At 59.1% G+C, this 17475-nt stretch carries 17 protein-coding genes; 3 read left to right on the top strand and 14 right to left on the bottom strand.

Annotation, left to right across the window (positions count from 1 at the left end; all coding sequences use genetic code 11):
* The coding region (locus PMX21_RS01885) for a hypothetical protein (protein ID WP_271757656.1) at positions 1-692 on the top strand (692 nt) is incomplete at its 5' end.
* A 226-nt stretch (positions 693-918) separates the two neighbouring features.
* Here PMX21_RS01885 and PMX21_RS01880 read toward each other — a convergent pair.
* From PMX21_RS01880 to guaA, 7 genes are all read right to left on the bottom strand, one after another.
* Positions 919-1212 (bottom strand): hypothetical protein, encoded by a 294-nt coding sequence (locus tag PMX21_RS01880; protein ID WP_271757653.1) that lies wholly within the window; start codon positions 1210-1212, stop codon positions 919-921.
* Positions 1213-1216: 4 nt separating this feature from the next.
* Positions 1217-1516 carry a DUF2958 domain-containing protein gene (locus tag PMX21_RS01875; protein ID WP_195919667.1) on the bottom strand — a complete coding sequence of 100 codons (300 nt, stop codon included), beginning with the start codon at positions 1514-1516 and terminating at the stop codon, positions 1217-1219.
* 388 nt (positions 1517-1904) lie between these two features.
* Complete coding sequence (locus tag PMX21_RS01870) at positions 1905-4814, bottom strand: DEAD/DEAH box helicase family protein (protein ID WP_271757648.1); 2910 nt, start codon at positions 4812-4814, stop codon at positions 1905-1907.
* A gap of 2 nt (positions 4815-4816) precedes the next feature.
* Positions 4817-6655, bottom strand: a complete 1839-nt coding sequence (locus PMX21_RS01865) for a site-specific DNA-methyltransferase (RefSeq protein WP_271757645.1) — start codon at positions 6653-6655, stop codon at positions 4817-4819.
* A gap of 68 nt (positions 6656-6723) precedes the next feature.
* Positions 6724-6999, bottom strand: a complete 276-nt coding sequence (locus PMX21_RS01860; protein WP_271757642.1) for a hypothetical protein — start codon at positions 6997-6999, stop codon at positions 6724-6726.
* Positions 6999-7166, bottom strand: coding sequence for a hypothetical protein (locus PMX21_RS01855; RefSeq protein WP_158553195.1), 168 nt, complete (start codon positions 7164-7166; stop codon positions 6999-7001). Before PMX21_RS01855 ends, PMX21_RS01860 begins: the two co-directional genes overlap by 1 nt.
* Positions 7167-7662: 496 nt before the next feature.
* Positions 7663-9261: a glutamine-hydrolyzing GMP synthase gene (guaA, locus tag PMX21_RS01850; protein ID WP_271757640.1), complete on the bottom strand. Its 1599-nt coding sequence runs from the start codon at positions 9259-9261 to the stop codon at positions 7663-7665.
* Positions 9262-9528: 267 nt separating this feature from the next.
* Between guaA and PMX21_RS01845 the strand changes: the two genes are divergently transcribed.
* Positions 9529-10542 (top strand): asparaginase, encoded by a 1014-nt coding sequence (locus PMX21_RS01845; protein WP_271757637.1) that lies wholly within the window; start codon positions 9529-9531, stop codon positions 10540-10542.
* A gap of 22 nt (positions 10543-10564) precedes the next feature.
* Here PMX21_RS01845 and PMX21_RS10070 read toward each other — a convergent pair whose 3' ends face one another.
* A complete protein-coding gene (locus PMX21_RS10070; protein ID WP_161160564.1) occupies positions 10565-10783 on the bottom strand; it encodes a helix-turn-helix domain-containing protein in 219 nt (72 codons plus the stop codon).
* A 76-nt stretch (positions 10784-10859) separates the two neighbouring features.
* Here PMX21_RS10070 and PMX21_RS01840 point away from each other — a divergent pair, with 76 nt between their 5' ends.
* On the top strand, positions 10860-11249 hold the full coding sequence (locus PMX21_RS01840; protein ID WP_271757635.1) for a hypothetical protein: 390 nt from the start codon (positions 10860-10862) through the stop codon (positions 11247-11249).
* 9 nt (positions 11250-11258) lie between these two features.
* Here PMX21_RS01840 and PMX21_RS01835 read toward each other — a convergent pair whose 3' ends face one another.
* The 6 genes from PMX21_RS01835 to PMX21_RS01810 all read right to left on the bottom strand — a co-directional run bounded on the left by PMX21_RS01835 (position 11259) and on the right by PMX21_RS01810 (position 17276).
* A complete protein-coding gene (locus PMX21_RS01835) occupies positions 11259-11642 on the bottom strand; it encodes a DUF1648 domain-containing protein (protein WP_089572786.1) in 384 nt (127 codons plus the stop codon).
* A gap of 11 nt (positions 11643-11653) precedes the next feature.
* A complete protein-coding gene (ychF, locus tag PMX21_RS01830; RefSeq protein ID WP_055309950.1) occupies positions 11654-12730 on the bottom strand; it encodes a redox-regulated ATPase YchF in 1077 nt (358 codons plus the stop codon).
* A 113-nt stretch (positions 12731-12843) separates the two neighbouring features.
* Positions 12844-14097: a 4Fe-4S binding protein gene (locus tag PMX21_RS01825; protein ID WP_271757633.1), complete on the bottom strand. Its 1254-nt coding sequence runs from the start codon at positions 14095-14097 to the stop codon at positions 12844-12846.
* Between the two features lie 151 nt (positions 14098-14248).
* Positions 14249-14755 (bottom strand): iron-containing alcohol dehydrogenase, encoded by a 507-nt coding sequence (locus PMX21_RS01820; RefSeq protein WP_271757630.1) that lies wholly within the window; start codon positions 14753-14755, stop codon positions 14249-14251.
* A gap of 113 nt (positions 14756-14868) precedes the next feature.
* The gene (locus tag PMX21_RS01815) at positions 14869-15969 is read right to left on the bottom strand and encodes a glycerol dehydrogenase (RefSeq protein ID WP_138111652.1); all 1101 of its coding nucleotides are present in this window, start codon (positions 15967-15969) and stop codon (positions 14869-14871) included.
* 83 nt (positions 15970-16052) lie between these two features.
* On the bottom strand, positions 16053-17276 hold the full coding sequence (locus tag PMX21_RS01810) for an iron-containing alcohol dehydrogenase (RefSeq protein WP_215675225.1): 1224 nt from the start codon (positions 17274-17276) through the stop codon (positions 16053-16055).
* Positions 17277-17475: the final 199 nt, after the last annotated feature.

Below are 17475 nucleotides of genomic sequence, written 5' to 3'. Positions count from 1 at the left end.
AGTTCGAGGACAACATCAAGAAGAACCCGAACGCCGATACCGATGCCGTCGAGAAGGAGACCGAGAAGGCTCAGGAGACCGCCAAGGAAGAGAAGTCCGACGCGAAGACCCCGGAAACTTCCGACAGCAAGAAGAGCGATTCCGGCTCATCCAACGGCTCCAAGAAGGATAATGGGAAGACCACAGGCAGCTCCGGTAATTCTGGAAACAAGAGTAATTCATCCTCCAAGAAAGACGAAGGAAAATCCGATAGCAAGCCGAGTGGCGGCAACAGCAGCAACTCCAGCTCAAACACCAATTCAGGCAGTTCATCGAAAAAGGATGACACCCCGGCGCATGTTCATAAGTATGATATCTACCATCCCGCAGTGACCCATACGGAGAAGGTGTACCATCCCGCAGTGACCCATACGGAGAAGGTGTACCATCCAGCAGTGACCCATACGGAAGAGCGCTCAATTTGCAACGGCTGCGGAGCAGATATCACGGGCAATGAACAAGCTCATGCGTATAATGCACTTATGGCAGGCAATAAAGCATGTGGCGCATATCATACGGTATACAATACCGTAACAGATTCTGCGGCATGGGAGGAAACGGTTACGATTACAGATTCTGCGGCATGGGAGGAAACGGTTACGATTACAGATTCTGCGGCATACTACACTTGTTCCTGCGGTGCCACGAAGTAGCGGAAGCCGCCGAATTCTAGGCCGTAGCGGTCAAGCATCAGGTTGAGTTCTGTTGATGCCGCCGGACGCACGCGCTCCGGTATCCTCCATGTCCCCCGAGCCACCTTAGCCAAGGTTCCAAGGGGCACCGCCCCTTGGCGCGCAGGGGCTCGGGGATGGCGCGAGGCATCCCCGGAATAGCTGGCGCGGGCACGCCGATGGCATGCCCGCGCTCTCTGTGTACGCTTCACCCCTCTTCGGCAACGTGCACGGTCCGGCCGCTCTCGCAGTCGATGCTCTCCACGTCGCCGAATCCGATTCGGACGGCAGCCCATCCGCCCCCGTCCCCCACCAAGGCGTCGGCCTCGTCGCATGCGTCCGAGACGAGTCGCCCGAGTTCGGGCGACCCCTCCAGAGCTGTGCCCATATCGAACGCCCCGCCCTCGCCACCCGACTCAAACTCGACGACGACAGTCAGCCCGACGGCTCCGCCCGGGGACTTGCCGAATCTGCCCACGGCGTCAAACTCGTCCATCTCCATGGAGCTACCTCCCCCTGACGGCGCTGAGCGACTTCGGTTCAAAGTGCTCGTCGCGTTCGATGGCGGCGAACCCCATCTGGCGGTTCAGCTCGGCCATCTCCTTGATGCTGAAGTAGCCGAGCTCGTCGTCATAGCCCTCGACGAGGCCGAACGCCTCGTCCGTGCCGTCGAACTCGAGCAGCCACCAGTCCCATCCGTTCACGCACGAGAAGTAGTGGACGTATACCGTGGGGTCTTCCGTGCCGTCTTGCTCATAGAGCCTCGGCAGCCCCTCCGCAATCTCCCCCGTCATCAGCTCCTGCATGTCTTCCTCCGTTTCCGGGCACGCTGCCCTGAACATCTCGCCCTTGCGGGCAAAGCCGAATGGCGACGCCGCGCGTCGTCGTCGGCTTTGCTCCCTGCAAAGCCGCACCGGAGCGAAGACGGGTCAAGGGAGTCCATGACGACCTCCACCAACCGGAGCGGAGCGGAGGTTTGTGCGGGGTCTCATGGGCCCCTTGACGCAGCGTAGCGGAGGTGCCACCCGCGTAACGGATACGAGGTCATGACCGGCGAATGCCACCGAAACGTTGGAAAACATGGGTCAAGACTGAAGAGAGGCGGCCATCCCTAACGGATGGCCGCCTTAGCGTGCCTTACTATTTCTCTTCTGGTATATGGCCGAGACGTCTGCCGGGCAAATCCCGACGATCCTAGTGATAATCGTTTGCGAAGGAACCGTAGAAGAGCGCCTTACAGTCGACATCGCTGTAGGCCATAACGGCATCCTGGACCTCGGGGCGCAGGAGGTTGAGCACCTTGTACACGCCCTCGCCCATATCACCGACGAAGAGTACCTGCTTGAACACGTCGGGATAATCGCGCAAGTAGGTTACATAGCCTCTGAGCTTTGCCAGCGTGTCACCGAGGAACTCGCCATGCGGGTCGACGATGGACGGTCTGATGACACCCTCAGCATCCTTCACGAAGAAGAGGAAGTCTGGATGCAGGGCCTTGCGTCCCACCGAAGACATGTACGGGATCGAAAACGCCTTGGCAGACATGCTGCCCGACGGATTGCGATAGAAGGCAACTGTGCGATTCTTTGCCAATTCGTTCCTAACGATATAGTCTTCCGCCGGGTTCAGGTCGAGCGGGCAGAGGCCGTCCTCTTTCTGCACGATATGGCACGGATACTTAGCGAAGTCGTCCGACGTGCTGGTAGACGTGGGCCACTCTATCTTTGTGAGACGCTTGCCCTCGGTTTCACGGGCCAGCTCGTCGTAGCGTTGCTTTGCCACGTCGTTAAGGTAGTCATAATCGCCAGATCCATCGACCTTATCGAAGTATCCCTTTCGGCATTGAGCCGCCCAGCCCTCGAGCGCATCAACGATGGCCTGCGTGCGAACCGCTGCGGCAAGGCGCAGGTCGCACTCGGGCCGCCCAAGCTCCTTGAAGTTGGCGCGACGATACTCATTCGCAAACTCCTTAGTGAAATGCATGTCGGCGTCGCGAGCGGCCTTTCTGAGACCCTCGGCGTCCGTGCGGGCCTCCTCCTGCTCCTGGTCCTCGGTCTCGTTGAGCTTGTCGAGCGTGATCTTGACGGTCTCGGCAACCTCTACGTCGTGTTTGGTTTCGCGGTACTCGTCCTCGTTAGCAACGATGTATCCCTTGAGCTTCTGGACGAACTGTTTTTTCACGTCGGCTGCGGCATTGACATCGAGGCCAGTCTCGACAAGCAGAGTCGCCGTCTTAACCAGGCTCTGGAATTCGTTTCTAGCCTTCTTCGGAATGCGCTGGACGGGGATGGAGTCGAAGGCTGTGCGGATGCCCTGCCACTCCTGGTGCGTGAAAGACTGCTCGCGCTTGGTGGGCGGCTTGGGCTTTGCCATGGGCACGGGTTTTACGGCCGAGACGGGCTGGGTCGGCTCGGTCTGCGTGGAACTTGGCTCAGGGGTCGCAGGTTGCTCCGGGGCAGGCGCTACAACGTAGTTGCCCGTTGCGGGCTGAGGCGTCAGCTCCGCTTCTGGCGCCGGTACGTCGACGGGCCTGACCGCCGAGGCAAGCGAGGGCTGCGTTCCCTGCATGTCCAACGGCTCCTGAATCGCGATGCCGGCAAGCGGCGCCTGGTAGCCGGGTTGTGCCTGCCGCGTCGCCTCGATGGCCTTCTCGTTCTCCTTGTACGCCTTGAGCTCCTGTTGGTAGTCGGCTTCGGACTTGGGCACAGCCGCCGTGATAGTCACGGGGTTGAGAACGATGTTCTGCTTGCCGATGGAGCTCTCGCCCATGTCGTCCTTGCGGCCCATGAGGTAGTCGACCACGTCCTGAGTGCTCTCGGGATTGAACTGGGGTAGGTAGCAGGCGACGGAGTTCAAAAGATCATCGGATTCGATGCGCCGCGCAAGTGGAGTGCGTACCATACGTCCCACGAGTTGTGCGATATAGGTCGAGTCCGAACGCCTGCGCTGCGAGAAGATGACCTCCGCTCGCGGGCAGTCCCATCCGTTGGAGACAGCCTCCTTGGCGAAGAGCACGCGAATGCGCGAGGTGTCCTGAACGAACTCGGGCTCGACATAGGGAATGAGGTATTTTCCCGCCGCGATGTCCTTATGCTCGCCGAAGACGTTGGCAAACGACATCGCCTCGGAAAGACCGGGGACCAGGCCCGTAATCTGGTCGCACATCTCAGCCAGGGCCGAGTTGCTCACGTTGTCCGCCGCTTGGATGAGCAGCAGCGGGTTGACGGGACTCTCGCCCTCACGGGCACAGTACTCGCCCCACTCGCGGCAGGCCAGGGCATAGCGCTCGCACGCCATAGTGAGGTACTGGTGCTCGACTGGGTCGTCCTTCTCTGGCACGCGCAACTCGATGATGTCCTTGAGCAGACCTGACTCCTGGACCTCGCGAGGGGTCACAGCGACCTTTGGCATACGCACGCGATCGGCGCGCTGGTCCATAGCTGCCTCGAACCTCTGCGGCGTGGCGGAGACACCAACGACAACGGGCATCGCTGCACGACCATCCAGGCCATCAATTAGGTTGGCGTAAATCGTCGCGGTGCCGCGCTCACTTGACGCATTGGCCCCCAGGCCGCGGTGGGCCTCGTCTATGAACAGATAGAGGTTACGCTCCGGGTCCCTGATGGTGCGGTCAAGGATATCCCAGAACACGCGGCCGGAGTTGGCCTCACCACCCTTGGTGAGCAGGCCGTTCTTGCTAAGTAGGTCCTTGCTGAGGAAATAGACGTGGCGCGGTTCGAGAATGTCGTGCGCGGCTCCGAAGTCGTTGGTAATCGTGACCAGATGGCGCCTGTCGAGGATGCTGTCTGCCAGCTTGTCCGCCACGTTGGAGAAACGCACGCTCGTCTGCTCGTTCAGACTCGGGGAATCCGAGAGCCAAAGAACAACGGCATTCTCGTCGGGCATGAGGCCCAGATCATCGTCTCCGAAGAAGAGTGCTTCGATCGTCGCCGCGCACATGACCGTCTTGCCCGAGCCCGTGGGAGATGCGAGGCACACCGAAGACAGTTCGCCGTCCTGCTCATAGCGTCGACACATCGACTGCAACTTGTTTGCCAGGGTCGCGACTGCCCCGGCTTGGAAATCCTTAAGTTCGACTCTCATGCTTACCTCACCGCATCCTCGGCGGCAATCTTGAACGATTGCAGGTAGTTCTCGTACAGACGGACAACGTCGAGCCCGGGGAGCTGAGTCTTGACGGAGGCATATCGAGCCGTGTCGTCCGTGATCACATAGGCGCACCTTATGCTGGCATTCTGCTTGACGGCGTCTATGAAAGAGCCAACCGAAGCAAAGTCGAAAAGGACGGCATAGGCGTCGGCCATGGCAAGGCCCGGCTGCTCGTGCTTGATGATGCTGCCACGCGAACCAGCGCGCAGCCAGAGCAGAGGCGCGATCTCCTCGAAGGCCACGCCCAGCTCGACGGCGTCTGGATCTTCGTAGGTGAGGTCAAAGAAGACGGCGTTTTCCTCGAAGCCGTCGGCCATGGGGAACTCGTCGGTGAACTTGTAGTCACCCTTGATGGGGTCGCCCTCGGGCGTCTTGCCCGTGATGGCCGCCGTGACGCGAGGTTTGGTAACGTACTGGCAGATGCCCAGCGCCTCCCATTCGGGGTCGCCCTGGCGAAGACCGCGCTTGGTGAGCTTTTTGGATTCGTCCTCTGAGACCTCGTTGTTCGTGATGCTGATGGAGCGCCTGCGCCCGCCGTCCTGATGGTTCAGGCGCATGACGGCGTGCGCCGTGGTGCCCGATCCTGAGAAGAAATCGACTACAAGGGCGTCGGGCTTGTCGGCAACAACGGAAGCGATTGAGAGCTCGGTCGCATAAAGGGACTTTGGAAATGTGAAGCGCCTATCGCCGATGAACTTTTTGATATATCGGCTCCCGTATTCACCGGCAGAGAACTGCGCGCCACTCCAAACGGTTGTTGGAATGGCAGAGCGCTCTCCCTGCTCTTCGAGAAGCAAGGACCCATCCTCAGCCTTGCCAATGAGTTTAATTTCTCCATTCTTGAGACGCTCCTCTTGGGAATCTCCTAGGTAAAGGAGGGAGTACCGATCACTCTTTTTGTTGTACTCACCTACTTTTGCGCACCCGCGATCAAGCTTGGCCTGTAGAGCATTCTGGGAGATCCTCCAAGTCGCCTCTCGGCCATCGGTCCTAATAGGCCAAACTGCCCTGAGACCCGTTTTTGTCGGTATCTTTGTCCAGTCTTGTTCAAGGGGGAGAGAAGCGCCGAGCTCCTTAATGGTCGCGGTCTCCTCATCGATATAGATGGGATAAAAGAGGTTCGGCCTTGCGGTGCGGGCGGCATTGGGACCGCCCCTCAGCAGCCACTCCCAACGTACCTTACGTTGGGAGCGGCTGCTCGACGCGTCATCAGCCACTTTTTCCTCAAGTTCTCCGAACTCGACGGAATAGAGTCTGCGGTCCACTTGGCACGGCGCGGCGGTACCAAAAAAGCAAAAGACAGCGTACTCGTCAGCCCTCTTGAACTGGTTGCCACGGGCAACCCCGTTCTTGTTTATGGTGATTGAAACCGTCTGGATACCGGTCGCGTTGGGAAAAACGCTCTCTAAAAGAAGCTCAAGCCTTGCGTACTCCTTCTCATCGATCGTCACGATGAGTACTGAATCGTTGGGATTGAGCAGCTGCTTGGCGAGCTTGAGGCGGCGCTCCATGAAGGCAAGCCACTTGGAGTGGCGATAGGCGTCGGAGCCGTCGACGTAATCATTGTTGTATTTCCAGTCGCGGGCGCCAGTGTTATAGGGTGGGTCAATATATATACAGTCCACTTTGCCTGCATAGGCAAAGGCTAAGGTTTCAAGAGCATGGTAGTTTTCGCCGTTAATGACAACCTGATAGGGCTTATCGCCACCGCGCTCAACACGCCCAGTCTCTTTGAGGCCGGCATAAATCGGCTGGTCATATTCAGCGACAGGCACGACATCGTCGACAGCAACGGGGCGGGGCTCGCATTCGTTTTCGTCATATGAGGGCGATTGATATGGCTTTAGATCAGCAACCCCCCCCGAACGGTATTTACCAACCATAACAGTTGGGAGTTAGAGTCCTCTTTTCTACCACGCTCGGGAAGTACCTGTACGACATCGCCCTTCATGATAGGTTTGCCATAAAGGCGAAGTCGTTCTGGACGGTTGTGTTCAAATACAAGCCCAAACTGGCGCTGCGCAGCAAAGGCGCGGATGTCGGCAGCGAGCTGACGATCGCCCAGTTTGACAGCGCGATCAACAAGGTTCTGAACGACTGCTTGCGCCGTCTGGGACATCACTTCTCCCCCTTGCACTTCTCGTCAATCCATTCGCGCAGGACTTTAGCCACTGTCTTATCCTGGCGCGCGGCATAGGACTTAAGAGCCCGCTTATCCTCGCGGGTTATCGAAAGCGTGAACTTATCCAGCTCCCTTTCGGCATGAACAGCCTGATCTTCCTCCATGGTCGCCCCTCCGAATTGACCTGTTCTACGTTCCTTAATTGGCCGAAACCATTTTACTTCAAAATACGTAATTACGTAATTACGTAATTACGTAGATAATTTGAGCCATGCAGCACTCAATCACTAGTCAATATTCGTTGAGGAATCGTTGGGGATAACGAATATATCGAGGTAGACACCCGTTTTTGCCGTCTGTGAGTACCTGCAAATCGATACCCAAAACGTCGTGAGTACATTTTGAGTACCAGTCCGAGCGGCCTCTTGCGGGCGGACGCAATCTGCCGGTCAGCATTAATTAGAAATAAATTGATGACGTTGCTTCGGTAATTGAAAGCACTTTAAAACATACCAGCAAACAATAATCCCAGCTAAACAGCTTGAGAGATTGCGTGGCTGGTTTGCATGTACCACATACACCACAATGCATAAGCACCCATGGCACGCAAATAAAAAACGAGGGAGGCCGTTTCCGACCTCCCTCGCAAAGGGTCTCTGATTATTCCCACTCGATGGTCGCGGGCGGCTTGGACGTGATGTCGTAGCACACGCGGTTGGCGCCGGGGACCTCGGCAACGATGCGGCCGGAGATGCGGGCCAGTACATCGTAGGGCAGCTTGGCCCAGTCGGCGGTCATAGCATCGCTGGACTCGACGGCACGCAGAATGATCGGGCGCTGATAAGTGCGCTCGTCGCCCATAACGCCAACGGACTTGATGTCAGGCAGGACCGCGAAATACTGCCAGCAGCTGTGCTCGGAGTTGCGCTCGCCGGTCTGCTCAAACAGACGCTGGTTGTAGGCGTCGAGCTCCTCGCGCACGATGGCGTCGGCGTTCTTGAGGATCTCGAGCTTCTCCTTATCGACCGCACCGATGATGCGGATGGCCAGACCCGGACCCGGGAAAGGCTGACGGAACACGATGTGACCCGGCAGGCCAAGCGCCAGACCAAGCGCGCGGACCTCGTCCTTAAAGAAGTGGTCGAGCGGCTCAATGAGGTCGAAGTGCACGCCCTCGGGGAACGGGATCAGGTTGTGATGGCTCTTGATGGTGGCCGTCTTACCGCCCGTCTTGCGAGCGCCGGACTCGATGATGTCGGGGTAGATGGTGCCCTGAGCCAGATACTTGACCGGCTTGCCATCGGTCTCGAGCTGCTGCGCCACGGCGAAGAACTCTTTCCAGAACTGCGTACCGATGATGCGGCGCTTCTCCTCGGGCTCGGTGACACCAGCTAGAAGCTCGGCATAACGGTCCTCGGCGTGGACGTGGATAAAGTCGACGTCAAACTGCTTGGTGAAGACCTCCTCCACCTGCTCGGGCTCGCCCTTGCGCAGCAGACCGTGGTTGATGAACACGCAGGTCATCTGCTTGCCCACGGCACGGGCGCCCAGGGCGGCCACGACGGAGGAGTCGACGCCGCCGGACAGGGCCAGAATCACGCGGTCGTCGCCGACCTTCTCGCGGAACTCGGTCGTCATGGTCTCGACCAGGTTGTCCATGCTCCAGTTGGGCTCCAGGCCGCAGATCTCAAACAGGAAGTTGCTCAGCAGCTGCTGACCATACTCGGAGTGCTTGACCTCAGGGTGGAACTGCGTGGTGAAGATCTTGCGCTCGGGGCACTCCATCGCAGCGACCGGGCACACGTCGGTACTGGCGGTAACGGTAAAGCCCTCGGGCACCTCGGAAACGGCGTCACGGTGGCTCATCCACACGGTCTGCTCCATGGGCGTGGAGTTAAAGAGCTTGGCGCCGGCCGTGCGCGTGATGGTGGCGCGGCCGTACTCGCCCACCTCGGAGTGGCCGACCTTGCCGCCGAGCGTCACGGCCGTAATCTGATGGCCGTAGCAAAAGCCCAGGACGGGAAGGCCCAGGTCAAAGATGGCAGGGTCGATGGACGGAGCGTCCTCGGCGTACACGGAGGCCGGGCCGCCAGAAAGGATGAGCGCAGAGGCGTTCATCTCGCGAATCTCGTCGGCCGAAATGTCGCAGGGGACAATCTCGGAATACACGTTGAGGTCGCGGACGCGACGGGCAATGAGCTGACCGTACTGCGCACCAAAGTCGAGTACGAGGACCTTTGCGGAAGCCTTTTGATCCATGGTTTCCCCCTCTTGTTGGCGGGGAGCCGGTGCCCACCCGCGTGAATGAACAAAAATAACTTTCACAGTGTACACGTTATATGGGGTTTCTCGTCCCTCGCAGCCATCAGCGCACGGCAAACGCACGACCTGGCCCCTATTTGACGGCGATTGAAGTGTTACCAAACGTTACGGATGATGTAATACGTTTGAACATTGGACGCCCTGTGCCACAATACTGCCGAACGATTCCGCCTCTGCGGCGGCAAATACGATAGGAATACCAGCATGAAACGCATCCTTCTCATCGCCACGGGCGGCACCATCGCATCGACCGAAGACGGCAACGGTCTCTCCCCCGCCCTGACCGGTGAGGAGCTCGCCCAGAGCGTCCCCGAGATCTCGGGCCTCTGCGAGCTCGACGTCGTGCAGCCCATGAACATCGACAGCACCAACATGCGCCCCAGCGACTGGATGTGTATCCGCGACGTCATCGTCAAGGGCTATGCCGACCACGACGGATTCGTGATTCTACACGGCACCGACACCATGAGCTACACCGCGGCGGCGCTTTCCTATCTGATTCAGGACAGCCCTAAGCCTATCGTGCTCACCGGCTCGCAAAAGCCCATGGGCAATCCCTTTACCGACGCCAAGCTCAACCTGTACCAGAGCCTGCTCTATGCGCTCGACGAGCATTCGCACGACGTTTCGATCGTGTTTGGCGGCGTAGCCATTGCCGGCACGCGCGCCCGCAAGCAGCGCACCATGAGCTTTAACGCGTTCATTAGCGTCAACTATCCGCCCATTGCCTACATCCGCAACGACCGCATCGTGCGCAACGGGCTCCACGGCACGCATCAGGGCGAAAACCCGGTGCGTTTCTACGACAGCATCAACCCACGCGTGTTTGTCCTTAAGCTTACGCCCGGCGTGAACCCGGGCATCCTCGACGCCCTTGCCGACAGCTACGACGCCGTGATTCTGGAGACCTTTGGCATTGGCGGTATTCCCGAGTTTGGCGAGTCCGGCGAGTCGTTCCAAGAGGCAATTTTCCGCTGGGTCGATTCGGGTCGCACCGTCGTTATGACCACGCAGGTCCCCGAAGAGGGCCTCGATCTGGGCGTTTATGAGGTCGGCCGCGCTTACGCCGATCATCCGGGCATTCTGCGCGGCGATGATATGACCACCGAGACGCTCGTGGCCAAGACCATGTGGGCACTCGGCCAGTCACGCGATGCCGCCGAAATCCAGCGCCTGTTCTACAGCCAAGTCAACCACGACCGTATCCCGATGGTGTAATTCGGTTGTCGACGGGTATCCCCTATTCGATACCCTCGAGAAGTTCTGACACCGTCATGCCGAGTGCGGGCGCGATCTTAAATAGAACCCTGAGCGTGAAATTTGCCGTCCCACCTTCGATTCGGTCGAGGTAGGGTCGGCTGATTCCTGTCGCCACACAAAAATCAACCTTGGAGATACCAAGGTCTCTGCGTGTCTCTTCGACCCGCCTACCAAGAATCTGTTTCGCACGTTCGTCCATGCAGCCGAGTTTGAAATGGAGCCGAACATAAACGTAAACTATAGTTTACGTTTTGCCGAATACACAGGAGTTTTCTATGTCGGGTTCTTCGGTCCGCATGTACCGAGCCACGCTTCGCACAAACAGCGCGCCGCCCAAGCTCGTCGTCGTTGAAGCTGAATGCCTTTCGCCCGATGAGCGCACAGCATTTGCATTGCTATCAAGTCGCGTCGCCGCCGTTCTGGTCCCTTGCCCGGCGCGAGGTGAACTTGCCATCCGATGCCAAACGCACGGCTGCTCGCTCAATCAGGCTGCCGTAATCGCAACCAGCCAATGCGGCCTGCCGCTCCTTTTAGAAGCCGGCATAGCACTCGCCCTTCGCGGCGCCGGATACGAAAACGAGGCCGCCGCCGATGCAGTCTTTCAACCACGATCGAGCGGCGGCCTCGCAGCAGCCATCGAATATGCTTGCAGGCTCGTTGCCTAAAAGGACAAGCTAGAAACCAAAGCCAAAGCCCGTTCCGGTAATCGCCGAGTACATAAAGTAAACGTTGATCACGTTGAGGAACACACCCGTAATGCAACCGTTGCGCAGGTAGCGCTCGCACACGATGCGCGCCATGGCGGCGGAGTCGTCATTGTTCTTGGCTTGGCGTCCCGCCGTAAAGTACGTCGCCACGCTCAGCAGCAGATTGAGTACCGGCAGTGCCAGCAACTCGTAGCTCTTGCCCCAGCGCGTCACCTCGCCGGCGGCGTTAAACTTCGTTGCCACCTCGGGACCAATGTTGGGGATAACGCACGCTGCGACCACCAGCGGAATCACCGCAAGTACGAGCAGCGCAATACCCATGTAGCCAGCTTTTTTGCCGTATTTAAACATATGCGTCGCCCTTACACGTTAAAGCGGAAGTGCACGACGTCGCCATCGGCCATGACATAGTCCTTGCCCTCAATGCGCAGCTTGCCGGCAGCCTTAGCGCCCTGCTCGCCGCCGAGCTCGATGTAGTCGTCGTAGCCAATGACCTCGGCCTTAATAAAGCCGCGCTCAAAGTCGGTGTGGATGACACCGGCGGCCTGCGGGGCGGTCGCGCCCTGACGAACCGTCCAGGCCTTGACCTCCATCTCGCCGGCCGTAAAGAACGACTGCAGACCGAGCAGCTTATAGGCCGCCTGCGCGAGCACGTCCAGACCGGGCTGCTCCAGGCCCAAGCTCTCCAGGTAGTCGGCGGCGTCCTCGGGATCGAGCTCGGAAAGCTCGGCCTCAATCTTGGCGCAGATGGGCAACGGCTTGACGCCATCGATGGGCGCCAGGTCCTCGTTGAGCATATCCTCGTCCACGTTGGCCACGTACAGAATGGGCTTCATAGTGAGCAGGAACAGGCCCTTGGCGGCGGCACGCTCCTCGTCGGTCATCTCCATGGACGCGGCTCGCTTGCCCTCGTTGAGCCAAGCGAGCAGGCGCTTGGCCACCTCGAACTTGGGCATGAGCTCTTTGTCGCGCTTGGCCTCCTTCTCGAGCTTGGGCAGCTGCTTCTCGAGCGTGCCCATGTCGGCCAGGATGAGCTCGGTCATGATGGTGTCGGCATCGCCGGCGGGATCGACAAACTCGCCCGTGCGGCCCACCTCACGCATGACGTTGGGGTCCTTAAAGTAGCGCACGACCTCGCAGATGGCGTCGGTCTCGCGGATGTTTGCCAAGAACTGGTTGCCCAGGCCCTCGCCTTCGTTGGCACCCTTCACCAGGCCAGCGATGTCGACGAACTCGACCGTCGCCGGCACAATGCGGCCGGGGTTAACGATGTCGGCGAGCTTTTGCAGGCGGCTATCGGGCACATCGACGATACCCACGTTGGGGTCGATCGTGGCAAACGGGTAGTTGGCGGCAAGGCCGGTCTTTTTGGTAAGCGCGGTGAACAGCGTCGACTTGCCCACGTTGGGCAGGCCCACGATACCGATGGAAAGGGACACGACAGCTCCTTTTGGTACAGTACTTCAAACAGTATAAGTATAGCGCCGCCGCAGCATCCGGGCGAATCCGGACACCACGGCGGCGCAAATGAAGCAGAGATAGAGCTCGCTGACTAGTCCGCGAGCTTCTCCACCTGATCGAGCATCTTGTCAAGCTTGGCCTTTGCCTCGGCCTTGGCCTTCTGGGCCTCTTCGTGGGCCTTGGCCTTCTGAGCGGCCTTTTCCTCGGCCTCGGGGTCGACAACGACCAGATTGGACGCATCGTGCTCGACCAGCTTGAGCGCATGCTCGGGGCACACCTTGACGCAGGCTCCGCAACCTAGGCAATACGTGGACTCCAATGCAAAGCGACCGCTTCCCACCAAATCGCAGGCAAACGTGGGGCACACGTTGACGCACTCGCCGCACGACGTGCACTTGTCAAAATCGCATTCCGGTGTGCTCACCTGCATATTCTGGGCAAGCTCGGGGTGGTTCTGCAGCGTCGAGAGCACCAGCTGCCGCCCGTGCGTGAGCGAACGGCGACGCTTGGTCGTCGTGGTGCCGCACATGGTGTTGAGCGTGCGCTCGAGCTGCGTGATCTGGTGACGGTGAGCCTTCAACTTCTGCGTCACCGAGGCCAGCGCCGCCGTCGCCGGATTGAGCTTGGTCACCGTTAGGCCCGTGGTGCGGGCAATCTTTTCCATGTACTCCTTGCGCTCGTACTCGCGGCGCTTATGGCACTTGAGGCTCTTGGGGTCGACCTCTAGGCCCATACCCGTGCCAGACCACTCTTCGGCCTTCGCAATCGCCTCGCCAAGAATGTCCTCACCGCCGGTGTTGCGGCATTTATCGCACACGCCCAACGGCAGGTACACACTCACGTTGGGATAGTCGGCCAGTACCGAGAACCAGGTCTCCGCCGTAATATCGCCCACGCAGGCAACGACGACTTCGTTTTCGCGCGGCATGCGCTTAAGGGCACGCGTGCAGGTAACGTAGGCGGTCTCGTGGCTCGTAGCCGCCGAGACAATGTCGTCGTAGACGTTTTTGGGTGCAAGGCGCGGAGAGATGATCGCCTCCGTCGGGCAAGTAGCGGCGCACAGGCCGCACTTGCGACAGGAGTCGAGGATCTCGATGGAGTCTTCCTCGACCTCGATAGCGTTGACCGGGCACACGTCCATGCACGCGGTGCAGCCGCTCTTTTCGTTTTTGCAGGTCAAGCACGGAATGGTGTTGCCGCGCGGGCGCTCCTTGTAGTCGGCAGGATTCCACTGCGGCGCCGATGGATCGAGTGCATCGGTCACGCCGCCAAGCGGGTTTTTAAGAAAGTCGAAACCCTTGCTGATCTCGATAATGTCATCAAACAGATCGTGTTCCTGCGCCATGCGCGGCCCCTCCCTGAGCAGTGCAAACAAGCAAGAGATAATGATACGCTATCGGCCCACGCCTCGGGCAAATTACACGCGGAGCATCTTTGCGGCAAATAGCCCATGGCCTATCGCCGCCTCGATTGCACAAGGTCAATCAAGTGCCAAGCTATGCCTCGCACATGAGCTGCACGAGTTTTTGTTTGGTCACCTTGGCCTGCTCGTTGGCCATATTGCGCTCGTTTCTAAAGACCGCATTTGCAACACCCTGCAGATCGGCATCGGAAATCTCGCTGCACGGACCGTCCATCGAAGCCGCCGTGGGGCATACGCACAACGGCAGCTCAGCATAAAACGCAACGGCCTTGGCGATATCGAGCATCTTGCCGCCGCCAATGCCCACCACCATGTCGCAATACTCGGCCCGGGCTTCCTTGGCCATTTCGACAACGGCATCTTCCGTACACGGACCGTTGTAAATCTTAAAGAACGGCTCGCTTAGATCTTCATCCAGAAATCCATCGACGATCTGCCTGCACAGCTGATCCTCGGTGCCCTGGTCAAACAAGACATAGGCAGCGCAGCCCAACCATGACAAATACCTGCCCTGGCGCGAAAGCTCCCCCGGTCCCTGAACATACCGACCGGGGCCGCCATAAACCATAGGAAGCGCCATACGAGAATCCACCCTTCATCAAACAACGATGGGTGCAAAGTACCCTGACCCCTTTGCACCATAGCAAAAAGGGGCAAAGCCATCTGTTGGCTTTGCCCCTTCCTTAGCTTGATTTACTCATCCATGAGATAGTAGTGGCCCAGTGCGTCGGCACCCAGGATGGCGTTTGCGACCATCTCGGGCGTCACCTCAAACGGCATATTGCACATGGTGTCCTCGGGCGCGCACGCGGCCTCGGCAACAATCATGGCCTGCTCGCGCGTAAGCTCGGCAACGCCAAGTTCCTTCATCGTGACCGGCAGGCCCAGCTCAATGCAGAAGCCCAAGACTTCCTCGAGCTTCTCGGTCGGGGCATCCTCGAGTACCAGCTGGACGATAGTGCCGAAGGCGACCTTCTCGCCGTGATACATGCTGTGGCACTCGGGCAGCATCGTCAGGCCATTGTGGATGGCATGAGCGGCAGCAAGGCCCGAGCTCTCAAAGCCAATGCCCGAAAGCAGCGTATTGGCCTCGATGATGTGCTCGACGGCAGGCGTGAGCGCACCCTTCTCCAGCGCAACCTTGGCCTTGACGCCATCGGCCATAAGCGTCTCGTAGCAGAGCTTGGCGAGCGCCAGACCAGCCATGCTGCCCTTGCCGCCAGCGCAGGTGCCGCCGTCGGCATCGTGCGTCGCCTGGGCCTCGAAGTAGGTTGCGAGCGCATCGCCCATACCGGAAACCGTCAGGCGCACCGGGCTCGCCGCGATAACCGTCGTATCCATCAGGACGATATTGGGGTTTGCCTTAAGGAAGAGGTACTTATCGAACTGGCCGTCATCGGTGTAAAGCACCGAAAGTGCCGAGCACGGTGCATCGGTCGAGGCAATGGTGGGGCAAATGATAACCGGGGACTCCAGGTAATAGGCGACGGCCTTCGCGGTGTCGAGGATCTTGCCGCCACCGACGCCGACGATGATGTCGCAACCGTTGTCGCGAGCGAGCGCAACCAGGCGATCGACCTCGCCCTTGGAGCACTCGCCGTTAAAGTCCTCAAACAGCAGCTCGGCCTTGGCCTCGGCAAAGCCGCCCTCGATCTTGGCACCGACGCGCTTCTTGCCCGAAGGCGTCACGATGACGAGGGCCTTAGCGCCGAGCGGCTCAACGTAAGAGCCGAGCTTGGCGAGCTCGTCCGGACCCTGGATGTACTTGCTGGGGCTATTGAAAATTGCAGCCATAACTATCCCATTCTCTAAAAGAAAAAAGAAAGGGGCTCCGTACAGATACGTGCGGAGCCCCTCGTTACGATAACAAGAGTCGATTAGAAATCGATGTCGGTGTCGTAGTAGCAGGCCTTGAGGATCTTCTCGAAGTCGGCAGCCTTGGTCTCACGCGGGTTCTCGGGCGTGCAGGCGTCCTGCTCGGCGTTCGCGGCGATCTCGGGCAGCTTGGCGAGGAACTCCTCCTCGGAAACCATCTGCGGGTTCTCGGCGTCGACCTTCACGCCACCATTCGCGTAATCCTTGATGGACTGCGGAATGTTGAGCTGGTCGTTGAGGTCGCGAATCTTCTGGACGAGTGCAGCGATGAGCTCCTCGTTGGTCTCGCCGGGAAGGTGCAGGATCTCCTTGGCCACGTAAGCGTAACGCTCGGCAGCACGGGGATCCTTGGAGTTCCACTGGATGACCTTGCCCAGGTACATGGCGTTAGCAGCACCGTGGATGATGTGGCCGTTCTCGAAGGCAGCACCGGTCTTGTGAGCCATGGAGTGAACGATGCCGAGCAGGCCCGAGGAGAAGGCGATACCGGCGATGCACTGAGCCTCGTGCATGTGCTGACGGGCCTCATGGTCGCCAGCATAGGACTTGGGCAGCCACTCGACGATCTCGCGGATGCCGTGCAGAGCGTTGGCATCGGTGAACATAGAGGCGCAGGTGGAAACGTAGGCCTCCATGCAGTGGGTCAGAGCGTCCATGCCGGTGTGAGCGCACAGCTTGGCGGGCATGGTGTAGGTGAGCTCGGGGTCGACGATGGCGACATCAGGGGTGATGTTGAAGTCGGCCAGCGGGTACTTGATGCCCTTGGCGTAGTCGGTGATGACGGAGAAGGCAGTGACCTCGGTAGCGGTACCGGAGGTAGAGGAAATGGCGCAGAAGTGAGCCTTCTGACGCAGCTCGGGGAAGCTGAACGGCTGGATAATGTTGTCGAAGGACTCCTCGGGATACTCGTAGAAGACCCACATGGCCTTAGCAGCATCGATGGGCGAACCGCCGCCGATAGCAACGATCCAGTCGGGCTCGAAGTCGCGCATAGCGGCTGCGCCCTTCATGACGGTCTCGATGGAGGGATCGGACTCGACGCCCTCGAACAGCTTGACCTCCATGCCGGCCTCTTTGAGGTCGGCCTCAACGTCCTGCAGGAACCCGCCGCGGCGCATAGAGCTGCCGCCAGAAACGATGATGGCCTTCTTACCCTTGAGGTTCTTCACCTCGTGGCGAGCGCCCTCACCAAAGTACAGATCGCGAGGATTGGTAAAACGTCCCATACTGTGCCTCCTAAACAAGCCCCTCTTAGACTTGCGTATATAACGGAGCACCCGATTGGCTCCGTTAGGACCATTTTGCGCGTTGCCGGCGATGACAATGCGCGATGTCTAAACGTCTCAACGCTCAGACAAACACTATTTTACCGTTCTGGTTGGTCAGTTATTCACCTAAAGCCGCCAATGATGAAACGTTTTTTCT

Source organism: Collinsella aerofaciens, assembly GCF_028209885.1.
In the GTDB taxonomy this organism is placed as follows: domain Bacteria; phylum Actinomycetota; class Coriobacteriia; order Coriobacteriales; family Coriobacteriaceae; genus Collinsella; species Collinsella aerofaciens_BA.
The sequence above is the reverse complement of the archived record's forward strand: the minus strand, read 5'-3'. Positions and strand labels throughout refer to the sequence as shown.